This is a genomic window from Alphaproteobacteria bacterium, assembly GCA_035625915.1.
Lineage (GTDB): Bacteria > Pseudomonadota > Alphaproteobacteria > JACZXZ01 > JACZXZ01 > DATDHA01.
Window position 1 is genome coordinate 1 of sequence record DASPOR010000225.1, and the last position, 16280, is coordinate 16280.

Consider the following 16280-nt stretch of genomic DNA (forward strand, 5'->3'; position numbering starts at 1 on the left):
GAAAGCGCCAACAACAACGCGGTCTTTATCGCGGCGGTCCGACGGCCTTCAGGGAAACGCATGGCGGTGCGACCACGAAATCGTCAACCGCGGCCGTCCAACACCAAGTCGATCAGATCGGGCCGGCTTACAAGGAGCGCCTTGAGCTTTTGCGCATCCTCCGACGTGACAAGCTCGTCCCTACCCGAGCCCGTTCGGATCTGGACCTCGAACATGCCGAGGGTGTTTGGGCCTGAAACGACGGCGAGCCGGTGGGCGCTCAGGAACTCGCTTATTTCGGTGATCGAGGCGCCCGTTGCGAAGGACACGAAGTCGCGCGGCCCCGTGTAGGCTCGTGGGGCTTCGGAGAGCGTAACGAATGGCGCACCATCTGGCCCGTAACTTGTCCAGGCGAAAATGCCGATGACCGCGAACTGAAGAACGCAGGTGACGGCCAGGGCGCGCGACGGCCAAACGGTCAAAAACGTGGCGATATGCCCGATGAGGTTCCGCCCAAGCCGGTCCGCAGCAGCGAGCCAATGGTACCCCGCGTGCATCGCACGTTTGCCGCCGATACCCCAGCCAAAGCGGCGCAAGTCGGCGGCGAGGCGCCGCATGCCGGCCTCGACGTCGAGCCTCTCACTCGGTTCGGTCTGCACCACCCCCTGGAGACGAACCTCCTCGACCAACTTTTGCTGCAAATCGCCGCGACTTGCCATCCGGCATGTCAGCATGCGGTGCTCGGAAGCCGGCAGCGTGCCGTTCACGTACCAGGGCAGCATGATCTCGGGGTCGATCTCGAAATCGATCCTGCGCGACGATCGGCGATCGGCGTTCGTCCCATTCGACCTTTTGTTCATATCGTACCTCCGGAAAGCCCTTCCTCGGCGAGAAGCGCCTTCAATTGCTTGCGCGCAAAGAACATGCGTGTCTTTACGGTGTTGAGCGGACAATCCATGATCTGCGCGATCGCCGCGATCGAGAGGTTTTGAAAATAGGCGAGATCGACGACCTGTCGATGGACAAGCGAGAGGCGCGGCAGCACCTTGTGCACCAGGCGCTCATATTGATCCATTCGGACATGGTCGAATGGCATTGGCCTATCATCTTCGATCTCAGGCATTTCGTCGGTGTAGATGACTTTGTTTTGACCGCGCCGAAGGTGGTCGCGAACCTTGTTGTTCGCAATCGCCAGGATCCACGTCAACGCCGAACATTCCCCCCTATATGAGCGCGCTTTGCGCCACACTTCGATGTAAGCCTCGTGCACGATGTCGTTCGCCGTTTCCACATCCTTGAGCGATTTCACCACAAAGCGATGCACCCTTGGCGCCAGGGCGTTGTAAAGCTCCGTGAACGCCGCGGAATTGCCCTTCGCCACGTCGGCAAGCATGGCTTCGTAGCTCGCACCTCGTATTTGCGGCCCGCTCATGCCAGCCTGCCAATGAGATAGACGCGGCACCGTGAAAAAGGTTCGATCGGATCGCGATACCTTCGTAAGTGCCACAAGGCTGACATTTCACCCTCCAATCACCTTGGGGCATTGCCGGGACGATGGGACCGACGTCCCGGATCGCGGCGTCGATGCCCTGCCGTTCGACGGTGCTTTTCCCGGCGGTTCAAGCTTGCCGGAGCAAATTCCATCGGGATGTTCGGCGTTCCCCAATATTTCCCGACCGGAATATCGGCCGACCGGGATTTGGCGAACCCGGATTTTGGGGGACCGGGCGTCAATAACCGCCGACCAGTCCGACATGCAGCACATTGGGCTTGTCATCGGGATTGCTCGGTGCGTGGGCGCGGATGCGCCAGCCGTAGTCCATGCGCAAGGACAGGTAGGGGGCTATCGAGTATCGAAACCCAACTCCCACGCTCGCAGCACTGCGGGTCTCATCCGATGGCTGGACGACTTTGAAGGGAGCGGCCAAGCCATAGTCGAGAAAGGTCAAAAATTGCAGTTGGTTTACGACACCCGTGACGCCGATCCAGGACAGCGGATCCATGTCGGGCGTGCGAAGCTCGAGCGTCGTCACATAGCCTTGATCGCCGATGACTTCGTCTTCGTTGAACCCTCGCACCGCCTGGCTGCCGGTGATCGGAAGCTGCTCGCTCGCGAGCAGGTTAGCACTCGAGACCTGGCCGCTTCCCCGCGCAATCAGGCTGAAGTTCCAGGGCAGATAGTTCGTGCGTTCGAGATGAAGGCGGAAATAACCATAGCGCGCCGTGGCCCCCGCGCGCGCGAGCGCGAATGCGCCGTCATTATTGTCGCCGGTAACGCCGCCGGGCGACAAATAGCCCTCGCCCGAGGCCGAGGTGACACCGTATTTGTCGGTCTGGCCCAGCGCATATATTAGTGAGAATTGATCTATTTCCGGCGTGCTCTGGAAGACGGTCGTGCCGCCGAAATCGAGGTCGCTGTTATTCCGTTTGTAATCGAGCCCGGCCGTGAGTTCGTTGGCGATGCCGTCGAGAAGCGAAATTTTCGGCAAGGTTATGGCATAGCGCAGGCCCAACTGGAGATCTTGTCCCCGGTCATCGAATATTCCATCGTCGGCGGGTGCCGCCGTCTCGGCATAACTTCCCGAAACGGTGAGTGTATCCCGCCACGGCAGCGGAACGCCGTACGAGGCGCTGTGAGCGAAGTATTTGTCGTCAAACAGCGAGTGGCTGTATTGATAATTGAGCTGGTGCCCCTGCCAGAATGCGTCGCCCCAACTGAATCCCGCACTGCCGCGATCGACCCCCGACGCTTGGGTACCGTCGTTCGCATAGGAGCTGAAGAAGCGAACGGGGAAGCGGTCGGTCGCCTTGAGCACGATGTCGGTCGTATCGGGTGCTGACCCGGCCTCGAACACCGCATCGACCGAGCGGAATGGATTGGTGTTCAACCACGCGAGATCCGCGGTCAAGGTGTCGGATCGGATTGGGTCGCCCGGTTGGAGACGGATGGCGTCGGTGTAGTCTTGCGCCGAAAACCAGCGATTGCCTTGCACGGCGACCTTACCGAGGTGCGAGTCGATCACCAGGACCTGGATCGCACCATTCTGAACATCCTGCTCGGGCACGAGGACCTCGACGAGCGGGTCGTCATGCTTGTTGGCGTATTCGACGGTCTTTTGGACGAGCGCCTCGAGGACCTCGATGGCGATCGGTTTGCCGATGAATTCAGCGGCAACCGTTTGGAAATCCTGCCCGCTCAAGATCGGCACGCGGCTGGCGTCGACTCCGGAAACGGAACCGAGGCCCCCCGGAGTCACGTCCGACCGGCGCGGAAGAAAAACAAGCGCCAGGATGTTCTGCGTCGACGGTGCGGGGGCGGGTGACTGCGGCGGAGGCGCTTGAGCCATTGCCGGATCCGGCAGGAGGTTCGATCCCGTCAAGGCCATCGAGGCGAAAAGGATCGCCAGGAGCCGCACCGGAGGCGAAGGCCGTGATACATACCGGATGTCATTGCCCGCCAACTGCACGACCCGGAATCGAGCCTTGTTATTATTGAATTAGATGTCAAAAGAGTAATACACAATGTCTTTTGCAAATGGTATTGTATATTATTGGTATAATACAAATAATAAACATATCACTGACATATTTTGTCTTGCGGAATGAGGGTTTGGCGGTCTCGCACACTGAACCGAACCAATGCCGCTTCAAGCCGGCCGAATAACCCCCGGGGTCTCATGCCAAGCTCCTACGAGGAGGTCATTGCGGGTTTTGCCGAGAATGAAACGGCCGAATGCGGGCCAAAAGAAATAGTGGCTCACCAGCTTAGCGGTTTATGTAAGGGGTGACCTGCGCGCCCCATAGTCGAAGGGGGAATTGAGCCGCCGTTAATCGGGCATTCACAATTTGCCGTACTAAGCGTGCCGTTTTTAGGAGTTTGCCGCCGCGCCAATGACCGTCAAGCCAAACGAGTCCCACGGGGATGTTCAATTCTTGCGTTACTATTCGAACCGCCTCAGTTAAGTCAGTATCCTGAGACATGACCAATGCGGTCGCGTATCTTCTATGCCACCCGTCGTGTGGTAAATGAACGGCCAAATTGACATCCGATCTTCGTCCATGCCTTCCGGCTTTTCCAACGAAACTCAAACTTGCGAAAATATGTGTGAAGATACCGCTCGCTCACTTGATGGAACGTGCCCGTTAGGCGGCGCCCTGGGAGCGAGTAATGGGACTCTGTGAAATCAGGATGTAGGATTGCACCGCAAACGAAAACGGCATTCACCCTCTATCGATCCGGTTGCATACACGGCCAAAGATCAGCAAAATCGTGCTTGGGCCGATTGAAGTCGTGGATAGCCTGCTGAATCTCTGTTGTGCGTAGCATGTAGCGCTCTGCCGGCGATGGAGAGAGCGGGCCGGGCGTGCAGCGCCACGCAAAGCACTTAGTGCACCGAGCTTGCCACACCTAGATCTCAGCGCCCCAGCACAGGAGCACCCGAGCGATGAGGCCCGATCCGTTTACCGACTTCATCAATTTTCTCACTCATCCCGCGTGGACCACCGCTGTCTTCTGGGTATTGCTGCTCGGCAGCGTGGGCGTTGCAATCTATTGCCTCGCGACGATGGAGAGCCAACGGACATTCGGCAATGTCGCCAACTGGCTCTTCCGTTTGTCGATCGGCGGCATGTGGTGGCAGCAGACGCTTTGGAAGCTTCCTCCATTCTACACGGACAATCCAAGCGCGCCCTTCGGGACGTCCGGCCTCTCTTATTGGATGACGCAGTTGATCAAGGGTGCTGCGTTCCAGTTTCACGCCGACCTCGTGGAAAAGGTCCTGCTGCCGAATTTCTATTTGGTGGCCCCCTTCGTCTACGCGGCCGAAGTGATCACGGGAGCGTCGTTGATGCTGGGAATCTTCGTCCGACTTGGCGGGCTGTTGGGAGCGCTCCAGATCCTCAATCTTTGGCTTGGCCTTTACAACACGCCCGGTGAATGGCCGTGGACATACTTTTTCCTCCTGGTCCTGCAGTTGATTTTTGCAACTCACCGATTTGGCCGGAGCTTGGGTTTCGATGCGGTCATCCTGGACAGGGAGGAGAAACATAAAGGACGCCCGACACTCGGTCGTGCCTTTATCGACGCCGCCACCTGAGGTCGGGCACGCGTAGGGCGTTCTCGCTCGATAGTGCCCGCAACAGGCATTGAGCGGTCGATGCGTTTCTATCGAGAAACTTCCGCGGTCGGACGCTTATCGGAAGGCCACAGCGATGACGGATATGCGCGCGCATTGGCAGAATGTCTACGAAACGCGGCTACCGACTAAAGTGAGTTGGTATCAATCGGTCCCGGAGCCTTCGCTTTCGCTTTTTGAGTCGCTCGACAAAGCGAGGTCCGCATCCGTCATCGATATTGGCGGCGGCGCGTCGACTCTTGTCGATCATCTCCTCGAGCGACAATTCGCGGACATTACCATCCTCGACCTGTCGGCGGCGGCACTCACCCATGCGAAGAAACGCCTCGGCCCCAGGGCCGACGTTGTAACATGGCTCGAAGCGGACATAACGTCATGGCGTCCCGCAAGAGCCTACGATGTCTGGCACGATCGCGCCGTGTTCCACTTTCTCGTAAGCCACCCGGCGCAGGACGCCTATCTCACGGCACTCGCCGACGGCACCCGCGCGGGCAGCGCCGTGATCATGGCGACGTTCGCCCTCGATGGTCCGGAGCGATGCAGCGGCTTGCCGGTTCAGCGCTACGACAGCGAGAGCCTTGCCGCGCGATTGGGACCTCGCTTCGTGTTGGCGGCACATGACGTCGACTTGCATCGCACACCAGGGGACGCCGTACAGAAATTCAATTTCGCGGTTTTCAAGCGGAAATAATTGCCTAAAAACGTGGGCGCTACGGTTCTCGTGCACGTCATCGTTCGTCGGATTCAACGAGGAGGGAAGTTCATGACGAAATTAAATGGACTCGACGCGATCCGCCTTGTGGCCTTTGGCGCATTATTGGTCCTCCCTGCGACCTCTTGGGCGCAACAACGCCCACCTATTCTCGATCAGGTGGCCAAGACTTATGGCATCGACTCGTTCGGGCAAGTCGAGGGGATCCGATTCACCTTCAGCGCGGCCTTGCCGGCGTTCAATGTCTATCGCTCGTGGGAATGGAACACGAAGACCGACACGGTCTCCTTCGACGGAAAGGATAAGGAAGGCAAACCGCTGAAAGTCACATATCAGCGCTCCCAGCTCGGCAGCCAAAGCGATGTCGTGAAGACCCAGGTCGATCCGGCATTCGTCAATGATCAGTTTTGGTTGCTCCTCCCTCTTTTCATCGCATGGAACGGCAGTCCGAGCGTGACCGACGAAGGCATGCAAAAGCTACCGTCAGGGAAGGGCTCCGCGCAACGCGTCGTGGTGAAATACCCTTCCGAGGGCTATTCGCCCGGCGATACCTGGGAGCTCTATGTCGGTGCCGATAAGCGAATCAAGGAAATCGTGTTCCGCCGGGGCGGTGCCGCGAAGCCCAGCCTCGTGATCGCGAGTTGGACGGGCTACAAGAAGGCCGGTCCGCTACTTTTTTCGACCGAACACCACGGTACGGCCGACGGAAAGCCCCTGCGGTTATCCTTTTTGCACGTGGCCGTTAAATTAGCGGGATCGGATACGTGGATCGACGCGCGATGAACTTCGGAACGATTCATACGAACGATTGATTATCGCGTTTCACGATTGGGTCGTGCGCGGCGCCGATCGAAATTGCGCGCTGCTGCCGCCATGCCGCGGCGTGCGGGGCCTATGCCATGAAACCCCTCAATGCGCCCACCAAGACTCTCGCCGTCATCGGTGCGGCATTGCTGACCACGATCGCGATCGAAACAAGGCTCGGATTTCCAGGCGAGCGCGAGGCCGGATACGGTGAAACCCTCGGCGTGTTCGTGGGTCTTGCTTGTGGTTCGGCCCTTCTTTATCTGGGTTCTGTTCGGGTCGTGCTGCGGGGCGGGCTTTCCCGGCGCGCTCTTTGGGGGATCCTGTCATGTGCGGTGCTCATGCGAGTCCTGGCACTGTCGGATGCACCCTTTCTCTCGACCGACATCTATCGCTATGTCTGGGACGGCCGGGTTCAATCGGCGGGCATCAATCCATACCTCTATATTCCGGATGCGCCGGCGCTGACGGCATTGCGGGACGGCGAGATCTTTCCGCGGATCAACCGCGCGCACTATGCCCCGACGATATATCCGCCCATGGCGCAAGCGATCTTCTTCCTCGTTGGGCAGGCGAGCTCGACCGTCTTCGCTATGAGGGTCGCGATGGTTGGCTTCGAGGTATTGGCCATTTTCGTCATCATGAAGCTGCTCGATATCGCCGGTTTGCCGCGGGAGCGCGTGCTGATCTATGCATGGAATCCGCTCGCCGTCTGGGAATTCGCTGGGAACGGGCATATCGATGCGGCGGCGATTGCTTTCATCGCACTGGCGATTTTGGCGAGTGTGCGGGGCCGTGCGGTCCTTGCAGGTGCTGCCCTCGGCGCTGCGGTGCTCGTGAAATTCTTGCCGGCCGTCATTTTTCCCGCCTTGTGGCGGCGATGGGACTTCAAGCTTCCGGCGGCTTGCGCTGTCGTCATCGCCGTCTTTTACCTTTTATATGCCAATGCGGGCGAAAAGGTCTTCGGCTTCCTTCCCGGATATTTTGCCGAAGAGGATTTAGTCAACGGCAATGGCTTCTACTATCCCTTTGCCCTCGCGCATTTGTCGATATCGCTTCCGCCGATGGCCTATCCGATCTTTGCGGTGACCGTTTTAGCCGTACTCGCGTGGTGGGTCGCCTTCGTTCGGAAAGCGGAATATGCGGAGGCCGCCCGGGTGATCCCCGTCGCCCGCCACACGCTTCTCCTGGCGACGGCGTCGATGATCGCGATCACGCCCCACTACGCGTGGTATTTTGCCTGGTTGGCGCTTCCCGCGTGCCTCGCTCCCTCGTACAGCATTCTTTATCTGACGGTTGCGGCCTTTTTCCTTTATCTCGATCGCAACCACAATGAGCTGCTGTGGCGCGGCCTTGTCTACGGCGTTTTTCCGGTTCTGGCAGCGATCGAATTCTGGCTGGACCGGCGATTCGCAACCCGCGCCAACGCGCCCCCATTTTCACCTCGTCGCCCGTAGCCGTGTGAGCGGAGGCCCCGGAAGGCGGACGTCGTCACCGTCGCGAAGCGCGCGCCACGGAGTCCCGAACCTATCGAGACGACGCGCCGCCGGAGAGGTTGAGGAGAGCATCCCAGTTCGATTGAGCAATAAGGTGGGAATAGATCCCCGCCAATCCTGCGTCACGGCGAAATGCGACGAAAGCCTCGTCCGAGAGCGCGTTGAATTTCCTGGCGTCGACAACCTCGAAGCCGGAAAGTGCGAGTTGCTCGCCGCTCTTGAGCGAGGCCTTTGCCTGACCCGCCATGAGGAGATCGCTCGCGACAAGTTTGCTTACGAAAGCCCGAGTCAGCGTGTGTTCGCGATGAAATGCGGCGCAAAACTCGAAGGCCCCTCGTGCTGCATCGCTTGCCTGGCCATTCTTGAAAAGCGGACGCGCGTCACTCTCGATCAGAGCATTCGACGTTTCGTCGACGCAGAGGGAGAGCCGCTGGCCGTCTTCGCTTTCAAAGAAAATGAACGGATATCGTCGCACATAGGCGGGTATATAGCACCCGCGTTGCCAACGGCCGAATTCGTCCACGAAAAGGTTCTGGTCCTTGCGCATACCGAGCACGGCAAGCGCCATGGGAATGGGTTCTCGCACGAAAACGATCGGGAAAAATCGGGCAGCCACGCCGAATTCCGTAATGTTGAGCGGTACCGCATTTGTCTGCCGCGTGAAGCCGAGGTCGATTTCCGACTTGAGCGAAAGTCGACCGTGGCGCGTCGGGTCGAGCGGTCGCGGGTCCTTATAAAAGAGAGGCATCAGAGCGGCAGATGACGATTGTGGTGCCGGCGACTGTGGAGTGGGCGATTGTGGAGCCGGCGATTGCGAAGGGCGATCGCGTGCAGGCTCGAAAGGCTGCGTTTCTGCCCCTCCCCGCGCGACACCTTCCTTTGGCCGACCCGCGCGAGTAGCGCCTTTAGATCCAGCACGATCATTCACTACGCCGCTCCACTTTTTGACTAGTCGGCCGGCCTGGCCATGAGATCCCAAAAATCGCGATCGACGTGGGACGGCCATGCATTTCCGTTTCTGCCTGCCGATAGAAGTTCATACATTATGTCAAAGGATAAACAATAAAATTCTATCTCGACGATCACCATTTCACGAGTTACAATGCATGTATATTAGTAACTATTAATATTATATGTGCAAAATATTACCGTCCCCGCACGATTACTTGTTGATAAAGGCAGCCCGTTCCGTGCTAGCTAACGCCCTACCGGGCTTTCGATCGCGACGCTCTGGCGCAGACCAAGACTGCCGAAGCACTTGCGAAAGCAAACACACTCGGTGCGGTAGGAAATTTCTTGGATACAGAGGCGCACCTTCAGCACGGTCTCGAGACCGATCCCGAAAATGCCGAACGCCGCAGCGCGCGGGGCTTGATGCTTGCGGGAATCGCGCGTGATCTCGAAGCGCCGTACTGCTTCCAGGCAGCCGTCGAGCAAAACCCGAACGATTCCGCGATCTGGTGCAATCTCGGCAACGCCATGCTAGATGCCAAACTGGCCAACTGCGCGATCGAATGCCATCGACGGGCAATCGCTCTCTCGCCGAAAAACGGCGTGTATCATGGCAACTTGGCGACATCGCTTGCGCAGCTGGAGCGCCACGGGGACGCCATCGCAGAATTTTCGCGTGCCCTCGAATTGAATCCGGACGATCATGTCGCGCGCCTGGGCCGTGCACGCAGTCGGCTAGTGCGCGGCGAGTACGCGCTCGGTTGGCCCGACTACGAAGCGCGTCTCAAGAGTCCGTTTGCGGAGCGCAAGCGCCTACCCGGCAGAACCTGGGACGGCTCGCGGCAATCGGGGCGGCGCCTTCTTGTCGTTATGGAGCAGGATCTCGGCGACCTTATCTGGATCGCGCGCTATCTTCCTCACGTCAAGGCGCGCTGCGGCGAATTGATCGTGGAGTGTCCGCAGGCGTTGGCAACGCTCATCGCCGGCATAGGCGCTGCGGATCGCTTGATTGAAGGCGGCGGGCCCCTACCGGACGCCGATCTTCATTGCCATTTGAGAAGTTTGCCTGGCTTGCTAATGCCGGTATTAGGTACGGCCGCAGCGGTCCCTTATCTGAGCCCACCGCGCGATCGCGGCACCTTGTTCGCGAGACTGACCAACAGTGTCGGAGCGAAACTCAAGGTCGGGATCGCCTGGTCCGGCGGCGACGGGCCCGGAAAAGGTCAGGGTGAGCCGCGCACGCTTCGCCGATTTCTGGAAGCCTTCGTGATGCCCCGCGTGGCACTTTTCGGCCTCGAGCCGCAGGAGCGAGTGACGGAACTTGCCGCACCCGCCCAGGCGACGGCGATCGCGGATCTCTCCCCCTTCATCGTCCATTTCGGCGATGTAGCGGCGGCCATAGCACAACTCGACCTCGTCGTTACGAGCGACAGTCCCATAGCACACCTTGCGGGCGCCTTGGCCAAGCCCGTTTGGGTCCTGCTCGATTCCCCCGCCCATTGGTTCTGGCTTCTCGACCGGTACGATAGTCCATGGTACCCCTCGATGCGTCTCTTCCGCCCACATACCGACGGGAACCACGATCATGCCTTCGACGCCGCAGCCGCTCGGCTATTTTCGCTCGCAATAGAATAGGGATCGGGTAGCACCGCTCCCAGCTGCCATGACACGCAACGTAATTTGCATGCTAAGCATTTTGGGCGGCGATCCGAGAGGACTGACAATTCCCGGCTAACACGGCGTTCTGATTCGCCAGGACCGCTCGCGAAACGATCGAATTGTAACATGTAAAATAGCCTTAACGACCCATGGGGATAGGTGTCGCGGCAAGCGTCTGACTCTACAACATCAGCCAAGTGGCACTGTTCTTGCTTCGGACGGCCTCAAACGTTGAAAAATACCTTCGATCTGGGCGACGACCTTCTGTGGAAAAACTCCGCGAGGACGATCGAGCGGAAGCGAAGTGGAGTGCGTCGGGTTGCCTTGCGGCGTAGAGTGCCACGGGTATCGCGGCAACGCCGATTTAGGCGTTGCGCCGATCGAAACGAGCACGGGAACGATCCCACCGGCCGGCGGCCCGCACGGGAGGTCCGTGAAGTGGGTGGATACGCTGGCGGTGGGCTTAGGACAATGGATGAACCGGCGAGAGGCATGATTTCGCGACACCTTGCCCGCGCGTGCGCGACGTATTGGAGGGGACTTGCGCTAACAGCGGCGGCGCTTGTTGTCTTGCTGTCGTGCGTTTCTTTTGGCGTAGCCGCACCCATCGAAACGTTCCAGACCTCGAATTGGAGCGGTGGCGCCTACTCGAACGATGAAAATAGCGAATTCTCGAGCTGTTCGATAACGCCGTCGACGCGCACCGGAACCATGCTGGTGATCGTCGTCGACCGGAACTATCAATGGTTCTTGTCGATGTTCGATCGACAGTGGAAAGAAACACCCGACGCCACCTTCGACTTGTCGCTCGCGGTCGACGACCATGAGCCCGACTTGGGCAAGGGAAAGGCAATTACCCCCAACCACATATTCGTCTCCCTTGGCTTCGCCCCCTCGATAATCGACGAGCTCAGAGCCGGCCATAAAATTGTCGTCACGGGAGATGGGAAAAAATTCACGTTCGCGTTGGATGGCGTGGCGCAGGCGCTCAACATGCTGCTCGATTGCGTGCAACGACACTTGTCGACGGCCGAGCGCGCTCCAAGCGAAAAACCACCGCAACTGGCGATCCCGTCGGCAAGTTCGTCACGGCCCCAATGGGCACGGGAAGAAGCGGCGAGCCTCCTTTCCAAGCTAGCGGCCAATTCGGGCATCGTAGGGTTCCACCTTGCCGACATGAACGACGTGCCGCCGCAGCTTAGAGACTACGACGCGGTTTGGACCGCGCCGAACGTCATCGGGGCGCTGCTGATCCTGCAAAGCGAGGCGAGCCTCACGCCGGCGGAGGCGGCGGTAGCACTTCTTGCGAGCGCCACACGCGATTGCAGCGGCAAGTTCGAATCGAGCCTTCTAAAGAGCGATCGAGACACCAGTACGCCGAGCGTGCGGCTTACCACGACCTGCGCCGACCTGCAGTCCCGGCTCGTGACTTACTACACCCTCGAACCCCGCAGCACTGGCGGCCTTTATGTCTTCACTGTCATCAGTTCCGCGGATCAGGCCGATGCCGCTTCGAAAGCGGATATCGCCATCCGGGTTGCAGCCCGACAGGTCTTGGAAGCCGGCAGTGCCGCTCCCTCGGGCCAGCCGATTCATCCCGAACTGCTGACCAAGGCGGAGCAGGCTCAGGTTTCGGTTCCGCCGGTCGTCGAAAATCTGCTGTCGAGTACTGCAACCCCGCCAGCGTCGACCCAGGCCGGTAGCGCGAATGCGCCGCCGAGCCCGCCCGTTGCTGAAACCGCTGCCGCGCCAAGCGCAACGCCATCCGAAAAAGCGGGCAAGGAACCTGACGCTACCGGGGCGGGAAATCCCCCGCAATCCGAACAGCTCGCGGCTTCCGGCACCCCCGAGGCGCAAGTTGCGGAAAAGGGACCGGCGAACGCCGAGACGACGACTAAGGCCGCTCTGCCACCGGTATCCCATGCCGGCGTCGAAATTCCGGAAGCGGAAGTGGCGGAACTCCTCAAGCGCGGCGACGAGCTACTCGCACTCGGCGATATCTCGGCCGCACGCCTTTTTTACGAGCGGGCGGCAGAGGCGGGGAATTCCCGCGCAGCTCTGTTAGCCGGCCAGACCTACGATCCGGTTTTCTATCAAGTGTCCGGCGTTCGAGGCGAACGGCCCGACGCCGCGAAGGCGATTGCGTGGTATCGCAAAGCGGCCATGCTTGGCGACAAGGAAGCGGCCGCAAGGGCCGAGAAACTCGAGGAGATGGGCGAACATTAGCAGGGGGACTCTCCGGAGAAGCCACGGCCGACCCGGACGCGAAAAGGGGGATTTGCCATGCGGAAGATTGGAATGCGGCTGGCGATGGCGGCGATCCTCGCCGTCGTGTCGATCGCGTCGATCGATCGGGCCGGGGCGAAAACACTCGAAGGACAAGGCTGGCGCGTGAATTCGGGAGTGGTCGGCGTGGTGTCGGGGGGCGTCGATGGCACGTATTTGCGCATTGCCGCAGACCTCGCGGCCGTCCTCGATGATGACGACATTTTGCGGGTCGTCCCGATCATTGGAAAGGGCTCGCTCCAGAACATGTCGGACATCATGTACCTGAAGGGCGTCGATATCGGCATCGTGCAAGCAGACGTGATGGCCTACATCAAGCGCGAGCACAGCCTGCCCGGCGCCGATACCTCGATCCAGTACATCACTAAGCTATACAACGAAGAGCTTCACATCCTGGCGCGGCCCGAGATCGCAAAAATCGAGGACCTTGCCAAGCATAAGGTCAATATCGACGTCCGCGGCGGCGGAACCGGGATCACCATGACGCTCGTATTCGAACGCCTTGGCATTGCGATCGATCCCGTCACGGACGACCAGGCTCTTGCACTCGACAAATTGCGCCGCGGCGAAATTTCGGCACTCGCCTATGTGACCGGAAAGCCTGCACCTTTTTTCCGCAACATCAAAAAGGAAGAGGGGCTTCACTTTCTGAGCGTTCCGCCCTCTCCCGCGTTGCTCGAAACTTACCTTCCATCCCAACTTACCGCTGACGATTATCCGGCGCTGGTTAGCAGCGGTGCACCGGTCTCCACGGTCGCCGTCGGCTCGGTGATGGCGGTCTTCAACTGGCCAAAGAATTCGGATCGCTACAAGAAGGTCGCGCGCTTCGTGGATGCCTTCTTCGACAAGTTCGACACCTTTCTCCAGCCGCCTCGCCATCCGAAATGGAAGGAGGTCAATCTCGCGGCCGAATTGCCCGGATGGGTGCGATTTGCGCCTGCGACCGATTGGCTCAAGCGGAACGCGACGGTCGCGGCGAAGGCGAACCCGGAGGAAATGAAAGCCATTTTCTATCGCTTCATCGACGAACGCCAGCGCGCAAGCGGCGGCCCGGCAATGAGCTCGCAGCAAAAGGAAGAACTCTTTAACCAGTTCGAGAAATGGCAGGCGACCCACTAATCGCGTAATAGAAACGTCCAAGAGGGGGCATGCGGTGCGCCGAAGCAGTATCGTGCGGGTAAGCTATATCGGCTCTTGCATTTTCGCAGCGATGCTTTTCGCCGCCGACGCCGCTGCCCAAGAGGCGGTTCCGAAACGCGGCGGTACCCTCGTGTTCGCAGTCGATGCGGAGCCCGCGAACTACGATTGCCATGCCAATGTTTCTTTTGCGTTTCTCCATCCCGTGGCGCCGCACTATTCGACGCTGCTCAAATTCGACACTGCGAACTATCCGCAGGTCACAGGCGATCTTGCCGAATCCTGGACCGTCTCACCCGACAAACTGACTTATACCTTCAAGCTTCGGCCCAACGTCCAGTTCCATGACGGCTCTCGGCTTACCGCTGCGGACGTCAAGGCAAGCTACGAGCGGATCGCACACCCGCCGCCGGGCGTCAACTCGGTGCGCCAGGTAGACTATTCCTCGATCGCAGGTATCGAGACGCCGAACCCGCTCACCGTCGTGTTCCATTTGCGATGGCCGGAAGCAGCGATGCTTGCCAATTTCGCATCTCCTTGGAACTGCATCTACAGTGCGGCAAAGCTCGCGGAAGATCCCCAGTTCCCCAAAACGCACATTCTCGGCACGGGCCCCTTCGTTTTCGTCGAACATGTCAAAGGACAACATTGGACGGGCAAGCGCTGGCAGCACTATTTCCTCCCCGACCGGCCGTATCTCGACGGCTACGAGGCGGATTTCATGACCGGCGACGCAGTCATCAAGGGCATCGAAAGCGGGCGTATAAAGGCGGAATTCCGCAGCGTCACGCCGACGGAGCGCGACCAGCTGATCGAGGCGATGGGCGACCGCATCGACGTGTACGAAAGTGCGTGGCTCATCGACTTGCTTCTGGTCTTCAACACGAAGCAGCCCCCCTTCGACGATGCGCGCGTGCGGCGTGCACTGTCCCTTGCAATCGACCGCTGGACGATGGCGCGCACGCTCTCCGACACGACCTTTCTCAAATATGTCGGCGGCCTCATGCGGCCGGGATCGAGCATGACCACGCCCGAGGACGAATTGACGCAACTGCCAGGATTCTCGCGCGACATCGCCGCCTCGCGCATCGAGGCGAAGCGCCTGCTTGCGGACGCCGGCGTTAAGGACCTCAAGATCACGTTGACCAATCGCGACATACCCATGCCCTACGGGCCCGCCGCCGATGCCGTAATCGCCGCGTGGAAGGAAATCGGCGTTGAGGCGACCCAGGAGAAATTCAATACCAAAGACTGGCAGGCCGCCCTTGAGGGCGGACATTTTAGTGTTGCATTCGATTTCGGCGGCGACTACTTCGACGATCCAACTCTGCAGCTCACGAAGTACGTCTCGCGCGATCTGTCGCCCTCCAACTTCGCGGCGTCGACGGACCGCTTCCTCGATGCGCTCTATATCGGCCAAGCGATCAGCGTCGACAGGCGGGAGCGCATAAAGATCGTCCGCGATTTCGAAAAGCGCGCTTTGACCGAGGCGTACACCACTCCGATCTTGTGGTGGAACCGGATTGTTGTGACGTCGGCCGACGTCAAGGGCTGGAACATGACGCCGAGCCACTACATCGGCCAGGACCTGACCGACGTGTGGCTCGACCGCTAGAGCGCTCGCGGCGCATTTAAAAAGCGAACGCGGGCGACCGAAAAGAACGAACGGGTAGGTGGACAGAGTCTAGGGAAGTGATGGAACGCGCGCGGACGTGGATCGCGTTCGGCATTTTTATTGCCGTTGTCGTCGCGACCGGCACCTATGCGTATTCCGATAGTACCGTCGGACAGCTCTATGTCCTGGCGGAGACCCTCCCCGTTGCCTTGATCGGCGTGTGCGTCAACCTATTTCGGCTAAGCCGTGGCAAGAAGGCGAAGTGGGAGTTCGTCTTCCTCGCTATGGCCATCGCCGGCGTCGGCCTGAATTTGAATAGCATCCTATCTAACTACCAAGGATATCGCCTGAAACGGGAGCTGGCCACGGTCTCGACGCAGGCCGAGGCTCAGCAGATCATCGCCCGCTCCAACAGCAAGCTTGCCAGGGAGATGGATAAGGTCCGGCAAATCGCGGAAGAAACGAACGCCGAGATTGAACGCGCCTACGCCTCCCTGAACGATCCT

General features: G+C 59.5%; 14 protein-coding genes. 9 read left to right on the forward strand and 5 right to left on the reverse strand.

Annotated features, from left to right (window positions below):
- Nucleotides 1–83: 83 nt before the first annotated feature.
- The 3 genes from VEJ16_18275 to VEJ16_18285 all read right to left on the reverse strand — a co-directional run bounded on the left by VEJ16_18275 (nt 84) and on the right by VEJ16_18285 (nt 3326).
- Complete coding sequence (locus VEJ16_18275; protein HYB11609.1) at nt 84–839, reverse strand: hypothetical protein; 756 nt, start codon at nt 837–839, stop codon at nt 84–86.
- A complete protein-coding gene (locus VEJ16_18280) occupies nt 836–1411 on the reverse strand; it encodes a sigma-70 family RNA polymerase sigma factor (protein HYB11610.1) in 576 nt (191 codons plus the stop codon). The genes VEJ16_18275 and VEJ16_18280 overlap by 4 nt, the downstream gene beginning before the upstream one ends.
- A gap of 298 nt (nt 1412–1709) precedes the next feature.
- Nucleotides 1710–3326 (reverse strand): ShlB/FhaC/HecB family hemolysin secretion/activation protein, encoded by a 1617-nt coding sequence (locus VEJ16_18285; GenBank protein HYB11611.1) that lies wholly within the window; start codon nt 3324–3326, stop codon nt 1710–1712.
- A gap of 1098 nt (nt 3327–4424) precedes the next feature.
- Here VEJ16_18285 and VEJ16_18290 point away from each other — a divergent pair.
- The 4 genes from VEJ16_18290 (at nt 4425) to VEJ16_18305 (ending at nt 8087) form a co-directional block, all read left to right on the forward strand.
- The gene (locus tag VEJ16_18290; GenBank protein ID HYB11612.1) at nt 4425–5075 is read left to right on the forward strand and encodes a DoxX family protein; all 651 of its coding nucleotides are present in this window, start codon (nt 4425–4427) and stop codon (nt 5073–5075) included.
- A 115-nt stretch (nt 5076–5190) separates the two neighbouring features.
- Complete coding sequence (locus tag VEJ16_18295) at nt 5191–5805, forward strand: class I SAM-dependent methyltransferase (GenBank protein ID HYB11613.1); 615 nt, start codon at nt 5191–5193, stop codon at nt 5803–5805.
- Between the two features lie 72 nt (nt 5806–5877).
- On the forward strand, nt 5878–6609 hold the full coding sequence (locus VEJ16_18300) for a hypothetical protein (GenBank protein HYB11614.1): 732 nt from the start codon (nt 5878–5880) through the stop codon (nt 6607–6609).
- 116 nt (nt 6610–6725) lie between these two features.
- Nucleotides 6726–8087 (forward strand): glycosyltransferase 87 family protein, encoded by a 1362-nt coding sequence (locus VEJ16_18305; GenBank protein ID HYB11615.1) that lies wholly within the window; start codon nt 6726–6728, stop codon nt 8085–8087.
- A 70-nt stretch (nt 8088–8157) separates the two neighbouring features.
- Here VEJ16_18305 and VEJ16_18310 read toward each other — a convergent pair whose 3' ends face one another.
- Nucleotides 8158–8874 carry a SapC family protein gene (locus tag VEJ16_18310; GenBank protein HYB11616.1) on the reverse strand — a complete coding sequence of 239 codons (717 nt, stop codon included), beginning with the start codon at nt 8872–8874 and terminating at the stop codon, nt 8158–8160.
- Nucleotides 8874–9050, reverse strand: coding sequence for a hypothetical protein (locus VEJ16_18315; GenBank protein HYB11617.1), 177 nt, complete (start codon nt 9048–9050; stop codon nt 8874–8876). Before VEJ16_18315 ends, VEJ16_18310 begins: the two co-directional genes overlap by 1 nt.
- A gap of 372 nt (nt 9051–9422) precedes the next feature.
- On the opposite strand from VEJ16_18315, the gene VEJ16_18320 reads away from it, so the two are divergent.
- From VEJ16_18320 to VEJ16_18340, 5 genes are all read left to right on the forward strand, one after another.
- On the forward strand, nt 9423–10712 hold the full coding sequence (locus VEJ16_18320; GenBank protein ID HYB11618.1) for a tetratricopeptide repeat-containing glycosyltransferase family protein: 1290 nt from the start codon (nt 9423–9425) through the stop codon (nt 10710–10712).
- Between the two features lie 594 nt (nt 10713–11306).
- Nucleotides 11307–12962, forward strand: a complete 1656-nt coding sequence (locus tag VEJ16_18325; protein ID HYB11619.1) for a hypothetical protein — start codon at nt 11307–11309, stop codon at nt 12960–12962.
- A gap of 57 nt (nt 12963–13019) precedes the next feature.
- Complete coding sequence (locus VEJ16_18330) at nt 13020–14141, forward strand: TAXI family TRAP transporter solute-binding subunit (protein ID HYB11620.1); 1122 nt, start codon at nt 13020–13022, stop codon at nt 14139–14141.
- Nucleotides 14142–14175: 34 nt separating this feature from the next.
- Nucleotides 14176–15774 carry an ABC transporter substrate-binding protein gene (locus VEJ16_18335; GenBank protein ID HYB11621.1) on the forward strand — a complete coding sequence of 533 codons (1599 nt, stop codon included), beginning with the start codon at nt 14176–14178 and terminating at the stop codon, nt 15772–15774.
- Nucleotides 15775–15851: 77 nt separating this feature from the next.
- Nucleotides 15852–16280 (forward strand): hypothetical protein (locus tag VEJ16_18340; protein ID HYB11622.1); only part of this gene is annotated, 429 nt, incomplete at its 3' end.